Annotated in this window: 7 protein-coding genes; all 7 read right to left on the bottom strand. The window is 70.6% G+C overall.

Translation table 11 applies throughout. The features are described from left to right. Positions 1-45 precede the first annotated feature (45 nt). Positions 46-2,349 (bottom strand): ComEC/Rec2 family competence protein, encoded by a 2,304-nt coding sequence (locus tag JFB92_RS08940; protein ID WP_199037190.1) that lies wholly within the window; start codon positions 2,347-2,349, stop codon positions 46-48. Then, positions 2,346-3,101, bottom strand: coding sequence for a ComEA family DNA-binding protein (locus JFB92_RS08945; RefSeq protein ID WP_199037192.1), 756 nt, complete (start codon positions 3,099-3,101; stop codon positions 2,346-2,348). Before JFB92_RS08945 ends, JFB92_RS08940 begins: the two co-directional genes overlap by 4 nt. A 129-nt stretch (positions 3,102-3,230) precedes the next feature. Then, positions 3,231-4,082 carry a DegV family protein gene (locus JFB92_RS08950; protein WP_199037194.1) on the bottom strand — a complete coding sequence of 284 codons (852 nt, stop codon included), beginning with the start codon at positions 4,080-4,082 and terminating at the stop codon, positions 3,231-3,233. A gap of 13 nt (positions 4,083-4,095) precedes the next feature. Next, entirely contained in the window at positions 4,096-4,581 is a 486-nt protein-coding gene (locus tag JFB92_RS08955; RefSeq protein ID WP_199037196.1) for a hypothetical protein, read from the bottom strand. A 65-nt stretch (positions 4,582-4,646) separates the two neighbouring features. Then, positions 4,647-5,327, bottom strand: coding sequence for a histidine phosphatase family protein (locus JFB92_RS08960; RefSeq protein ID WP_199037198.1), 681 nt, complete (start codon positions 5,325-5,327; stop codon positions 4,647-4,649). Next, complete coding sequence (rsfS, locus tag JFB92_RS08965; protein ID WP_199037204.1) at positions 5,324-5,728, bottom strand: ribosome silencing factor; 405 nt, start codon at positions 5,726-5,728, stop codon at positions 5,324-5,326. Before rsfS ends, JFB92_RS08960 begins: the two co-directional genes overlap by 4 nt. 116 nt (positions 5,729-5,844) lie before the next feature. After that, entirely contained in the window at positions 5,845-6,453 is a 609-nt protein-coding gene (nadD, locus tag JFB92_RS08970) for a nicotinate-nucleotide adenylyltransferase (RefSeq protein WP_199037206.1), read from the bottom strand. Between the last annotated feature and the right edge of the window lie 226 nt (positions 6,454-6,679).

Below are 6,679 nucleotides of genomic sequence, written 5' to 3' on the forward strand. Positions count from 1 at the left end.
CTCGCCCCTCCCAAGTTCCGCCCCACTCGCGCGAGTGACTCGTCCCTACGTGCTCGTCCTCACCGTCAGTCGGCCGCCCTCGCGGGCGACGGTGACGTCGCCGGACAGGTCGGTGCGGAAGACCTGGCTCCCGGAGTGTTCGAGCAGCGCCAGCGGGCCTGGATCGGGGTGCCCGTAGTCGTTGTCGGCGCCGACCCCGACCAGGGCCACGACCGGGTCTGTCCGCTCGAGGAACTCCGGGACCTGGAAGGCCGAGCCGTGGTGGGGGACCTTGAGGACGTCCACATCGAGGTTCGCCCCGGACTCCAGCAGGCGCGCCTGGGCCTCGACCTCGATGTCGCCGGTCAGCAGGACGCTGGTCCCGGCCACGTCGGCGCGCACGGCCACCGAGTTGTTGTTCGGGTCGGACCTGGTGCCCTCCATGAGGTTCGGGAGCGGCCACAGCACCTCCAGCGAGGTCGCTCCGAACCGGTGGACCCGCCCGGGTTCGGGTTCGAGGAACGGCAGGTCGCCCGCGCGCTCAACGACCAGGTCGTGCCCGTACGTCGCCTCGCCGGGCGGCGGGGCGAGGATCGCGTCGACCTCGCGGCCGCCGACCACGCCGCCGATGCCGGCGCTGTGGTCGATGTGGAAGTGGGACAGGACCAGCAGCGCGATCCGGTCCACTCCGAGGCCGTCGAGGCACTCGTCGACGGCGGCCGGTTCGGGCCCGGTGTCGACCACGACGACCCCGTCCCCGGCAGGCAGCACGATCGTGTCGCCTTGGCCCACATCGCACATCGTGACCACCCACCCGGAGGGCGGGCCGGTCGCCAGGCACGAGGGCACGGCTCCCAGGGCGGCCGCGGCTCCGATCGCCAGCAGCGGACGGCGAAGTCGCCGCACGTGGAGGAGTCCGACTAGGACCGCCAGGATCGCCGCCGCGAGCAGGGACCACCACAGCCCGGTCGGCCACGGCAGCGTCCCGCCCGGGACGTCCGCGCCGGTCTCGGCCAGCCACACCAGCCACCTGGCAGGGATCGCCGCCAGCTTGGCGCACCACTCCCCCGCGGACGTCCAGGCCGCCGCGACCGCCGCGGTGAGCACCGACAGCACCACCACCGGTGCCGCCACCAACGCGGCCAAGAGGTTCACCGGAATCGAGACCAGACTGACCTCGCCGGCCCAGGCTACCAGCAGTGGCGTGACGGCCACCTGGGTCGCGGCCGGGATGGTCGCGGCCAGCGCTACCGGCAGCGGCCAACCTCGGTGCTCGAGCGGTCGGGCCCACCGGAACGCCAACAGCAGCAGCCCGGCGCACGCGGCGACCGAGAGCGCGAAACCCGGCTGCGCGGCCAGGTCGGGATCGGCCAGGACCAGCACCAGGACCGCCGTCGCCAGCGCCGGCAGGGCCGCCCTGGGGCGCCCGGCGGCCAGGGCCAGCAGCATCATCCCGGCCATGACCGCCGCCCGCAGCACGCTCGGCTGCGGGCCGACCACGACCACGATCCCGGCCACCGCCGCCGCGCCGATCGCGACCCGAACGCCGGGCCCCGCCCGGAGTGCCGTCGCGACGCCCAGGACCGTCCCCACCACCAGTCCGACGTGGTAGCCGGAGACGACCACCAGGTGCACCAGCCCGGTGGAGCGGAAGTCGGACTCCAGCGTCGGGTCCATCCCGGAGGTGTCACCGACCGCGAGTGCCGGTATCAGCCCCGATTCGGGTTGCGGCACAGCCGAGGCGGCCAGGGCCGCGCGCTCGCGGACGTGGGCGGCGAACCGGTGCGGCGCCGATGGCGGTCCCTGGAACTCCGGCGGGCTCCGGGCACTGAAGATCGCGGCGGTCAACCGGCCCGGATCGGCCTCGCGGACCGTCCCCTCCACCGTGATCGCCTGCCCGGCGACGGCCCGGTCCCATTCGTCGCCGCTGGCGACCAGCAGCACCCGCCAGTTCCCGCTCAGCGAGGCGGTATCGGTGGTGAAGGACCGCAGCCTCGCAGCGGCGGTATGGACGCCGGGGCTGCGCGCCGAGGGCCGCGGCGCGGCGTCGAGCACGATCTCGGCCTCGCCGCCGGCCCCGGACTCGACCAGCTCGGCCAAGTGAGCGTCGTCGCGGACCACGACATGGACCGCGGTCGCGCCGGAGGCCAGCATGGCGCCGAACGCGATCGTCGCCGCGGCGGCCGCCGCGCCGCGTCTCCGCTTGAGGGCCAGCACGGTCAGCACCGCGGCCCCGCCGGCGACCGCCAGGCTCACCCGGGCGCCGCCGTAGAGCCCGGCCAGCGCCGCTCCCCAGGCGCCGATCGCCGCCAGCGGCAGCCGCAGGTCCCGACGCACGACCGCGGCCGGTTCGCCATGCCGGTCCTTCACAACACGACCTGGTCTTCGAGCTGCTCAAGCAGGCTCGCCCCGATGCCGCGGACCTCTGCCAACTCCTCCAACGACTGGAAGCTGCCGTTGGACTCCCGGTAGGAGACGATCCGCTCGGCCAGGACCGGGCCGATCCCCGGCAGCGACGTGAGCGTCTGGGCGTCGGCGGCGTTGATGTTGACCAGGCCGCCCGCGGAACCTGCGGCTCCGGGCGCGGCCTGCTCGTCGCCGGCGTCCGGCACGGCCACCAGGTCACCGTCGGCGACCTCGCGCGCCAGGTTGAGAAAGCCCGGGTCGGCGCCGTCGACGAGCCCTCCGGCGGCCTCGATGGCGTCGGCGACGCGCTCGCCCTGCTCGAGCTCGACGATGCCGGGACGCTCCACCGCACCGGCCACCGAGACCACGATCGTCTCCGCTGGCGTCTCGGCCGAAGCGGTGGGATCGACCGAGGCGGTCGCGGCCGGCTCGGAGCGCGGCCAGGACAGGAACGTGGCGAACAGTCCCGCCGCGGCGACTGCGACGGCGACCGCGGCCAGCACCCAGCGGTTGGCACCGGAGAGCCCGAATCGGGCCTGGAACCGCTCTAGCCGCTCGGACAGGCCCTGCCGCGCCGTCGCGCGCGACAGCGGTTCGTCGGCCTCGCCGCTGGCGACGTCGACGGTCTCCTCGCAGCGGGCGCGGTCGGTCTTGTCGAGTTCGAGTCGGAGCCTCGCGGCCAGGGCTTCGGGTTCGGGCGGATCTTCGCGAGTCATGCCCGGTTCAACGATCACCGGTGACGGCCGTGATCCGGGAAATTTCGAGCCTGTGGATAACCGGATCAACGCTGTGGATAAGCCGAATCAGTGTGGACGATCCCCGAAGGAGCCGCCATAATAGCCCGCTCAAGCCAGTCGGCGGGTGATCACGCCGACCAGGCCGGGCCCGACATGGGCCCCGATCGCCGCGCCGACCTCCGCGAGGTCCATCCGGCGCAGGCGGTCGCCGAACTTCTCCCGCAGCCAGTCGGCGAGCGCCTCGGCGCGACGCGGGTCGCCCAGGTGGTGGACGGTCATTTCGACCGGCCCGGTCCCGGCGTCGCCGACGGCCAGCGAGGCGAGGCGCTGGAGGCCGCGGGTGGGCGTGCGGACCTTCTCGACCATCTCGATGCGGCCGTCGGCCACACCCAGGATCGGCTTGACCGACAACGCGGTGCCCATCAGTGCCTTGGCGGTGCTGATGCGACCGCCGCGCCGCAGATGTTCGAGGGTGTCGACGTAGAAGTAGGTGGTCGTGCGGCCGATGACCTCTCTGGCGGCGGCGGCCGCCTCCAGCACGTCGGCGTCCTTGTCGGCGGCGTCTGCGGCGGACAGGGCCGGATATCCGACGCCCATACCGGCCCCGAGCGAGTCGACCACGGCCACCCGCCCGCCGAACCGCGCCGCCGCGGCCTCGGCGGCCGCCACGGTGCCGGACAGCCGCCCGGAGAGGTGCACGGAGACGACTCCCGAGGCCCCGCCGTCCAGCAGTCGCTGGTAGGTCTCGCGCAGCAGCTCGGGCGAGAGCCCCGAGGTGGTCACCCTCGTCTTGGGTTCACGCAGGGCCCTGAGGATCCGCTCGGCGTCGATGTCCTCGCCCTCGCGGTGCTCCTCGCCGCCGACGAGCACCGGAATGCCGAGCACCGTGAGGTTGGGGCGCTCGGCTCGTAGGTACTCGGGCAGGGCCGAGGTGGAATCGGTAACGACAGCGACGGTCACCCGCCCACATTACCTAATCGGCCGACTCGGCCTCCTCGACCACGAACGGGGTCCCCTGCTGGCAGAAGGACATCATTCCCGAATCGGTATAACCCGAGAGCGTGACCTCGGCCCCGGCGTACACGACCGATTTGTCGTACTCCCCGAAAATGCCGTAGACGGTGCCCTCGTGCTCCAGGATCAGGCAGCCCGCCTCGACCCCGGATTCGACGGTGCCGGTGATGGTCATCGAGGAACTGGATCCGGGCTTGTCGGTCGATCCGGCCGAGGGGTCGAGATAGGGGGTGGTCTCCTCAGGCATCGGTGTGTCCTCCTCTGGGGCGGTGGTCTCCGCTGTCGGAGTCTCCGACGGTTCGCTGGAGGACGTCCCCGTGGGTGAGCCCACGGTGTCCTCCTCGGCCGGTTCCTCCTGGGAACCGCAGGCGGCAAGGGCGGCGGCGATGATCATCACGCCGAGCAGCCTCGTGAGCTGTCTGATGCGGGTCTTCGGTGTATCCATGCCGGTTTGACGTCTCACATCCGGGCGCGGTTGCGCGTGATTGTCTGGTCTGCCGCTGCGCCGATCTACGGCTTCGCGGCCGCCGCCGAAGGCGCCCCCGACTGCTGGACGCGTCCGAGGGGGGACGATCCGATCGTATAGGGCGGCTCGACTCCGAGGTTGTAGCCGAACATGCGCCAGCGACCGGACTTCATTCTGCGCAGGTCGGCCCAGTGGACGTTGTCCAAACCGGTGAGGCTGCTGGTGGCGTCCTGGTCCCAACCGAGCACCCCGCCGACGATCTGCCGGGCCGAACCGCCGTGGCAGGCGATGATCGCCGTGCCGTCGGTCTCGGCCTCGAGCAGGTCGCGGACGGCCTCGCCGGTGCGGCGTTTGAGGTCGTTCCAGTTCTCGATCTCGGGGTTGAGGAGTGGCTGCTGGGTCCGCCAGCGGTGGTGGTCGTCGGGGAACTGCTCGGCGATCTCCTTCATGTCCAGGCCCTCCCAGGGGCCGTAGGCGCGCTCGCGGAGCCGCTTGTCGAGCTCTATCTCGACGCCGGTGATCTCGGAGATGGGCTTGGCGGTGTCGACCGCCCGACGCAGGTCCGAGGAGATGATCCGGACAGGCTCATAGGCGGCCAGAGCCGCGGCAGCGGCGGCGGTCTGGGCGCGCCCGGTCTCGTCGAGGTCGATATCGGTCGAGCCCTGGATCTTGCCGGTGATGTTCCAGACGGTCTGGCCGTGACGGAGCACGATAAGGCGGTTCAACGCTGCTCCTCCGTGCCGGCCTCGCCGCCCTCGGCCGGCCCACCGTCCTCGAACGGGATCTCCGGGCAGTCCTTCCAGAGCCCGTCGAGCCCGAAGTACTGGCGGGCTTCCTCGTGGAATACGTGGACGACGACCTCTCCGTAGTCGAGCAGCACCCAGGACTCGCCGCCCTTGCCCTCGCGGCGGAGCGGTTTGGTGTCCAGCGTCTTGATCAGCCGCTCTTCGACCGCGTCGACGATCGCCTTGACCTGCCGCTCATTCGAGGCCGACACGATCACGAACACGTCGGTGAGTGCGATCTTGTCGGTGACATCCCGAAGATTGATGTCGTGGGCCTTCTTGTCGGCTGCCGCTCGGGCTGCGGCGAACCCCAGGGTCTTGGCGGACTCAGTTGCGGTCACGTACTCCCCTTACGACGAGAAACCTGCCGGCCGAGCCGGCTTACCGCTCTAGTCTGACACGAACCTACGACTCGCAGCCGCCGCGATTGGGGAGGTCGGGCCTCGAACACGTCTGTTCAGTCCGAATAGAGCCGCTGGGCCAGGATGTACTCCTCGACCGGAGCCGGAACCAGATAGCGAACCGGTTCTCCGGAGCCGACTCTGCGGCGGCAATCGCTTGAGGATATGTCTACGCCGGGCATGTCGACGAACTGAACCCGAACTCCGCTGGAGGTCCGCGCATCACGACGCGAATGCCCGGGCCGATTGAGAGCGACGAACTCCACCGCCGCGCCGAGCTCATCGACACGATGCCAGGTGTGGAGCTTCTCAAGCGAATCGGCACCGAAGATGAAATACGACTCGACCGCCCGGTCGTACTCGGCCTTCACATCTGCAACGGTGTCGATCGCGTAAGTGAACCCGTCCCGATCGATATCGCAGGTGCTGACCCGAAACCGAGGATCCGCGGCGACGGCCAGGCGCGTCATGGCCAGCCGGGAGGCGGCATCGGTTACGGAGAGGTGATTCTTCTGCCAAGGGTCACCGGTGGGCACGAACACGACCTCATCGAGTCCGACCTGAAAAGCGGCCTCACTGGCCGCCACAAGGTGTCCCAGATGAGGAGGGTCGAACGTCCCACCGAATATCCCGACTCGCACAGGCGCCCCCGAATCCACAACCACAAATCCTAATCTCAACAGGCGCCGAGCCAACAGATGCCCGGTATTGTGCCGTCGGTGGCCTCGGGTAGGTATGCCGGTGCCGGTCCGTGCTGGTGGGGCTGATGTTGCGGGCACGCAAACGAGTGAGGGGCCGGTCAGTGTGCCGTTCCCGGCAGACTGACCAGCCCCTCACTGCTGTTCTCTACGTTTAATGTTTGGCGGTGTCCTGCTCTCCCACACCCTCGCG

Source organism: Glycomyces salinus, assembly GCF_016428645.1.
GTDB classification, from domain to species: Bacteria; Actinomycetota; Actinomycetes; order Mycobacteriales; family Micromonosporaceae; genus Glycomyces; species Glycomyces salinus.

Excerpts from the sequence above, each read along its gene's own strand:
- JFB92_RS08945 (WP_199037192.1), bottom strand. The coding sequence starts at position 3,101 with ATGACTCGCGAAGATCCGCCCGAACCCGAAGCCCTGGCCGCGAGGCTC.
- JFB92_RS08955 (WP_199037196.1), bottom strand. The coding sequence starts at position 4,581 with ATGGATACACCGAAGACCCGCATCAGACAGCTCACGAGGCTGCTCGGC.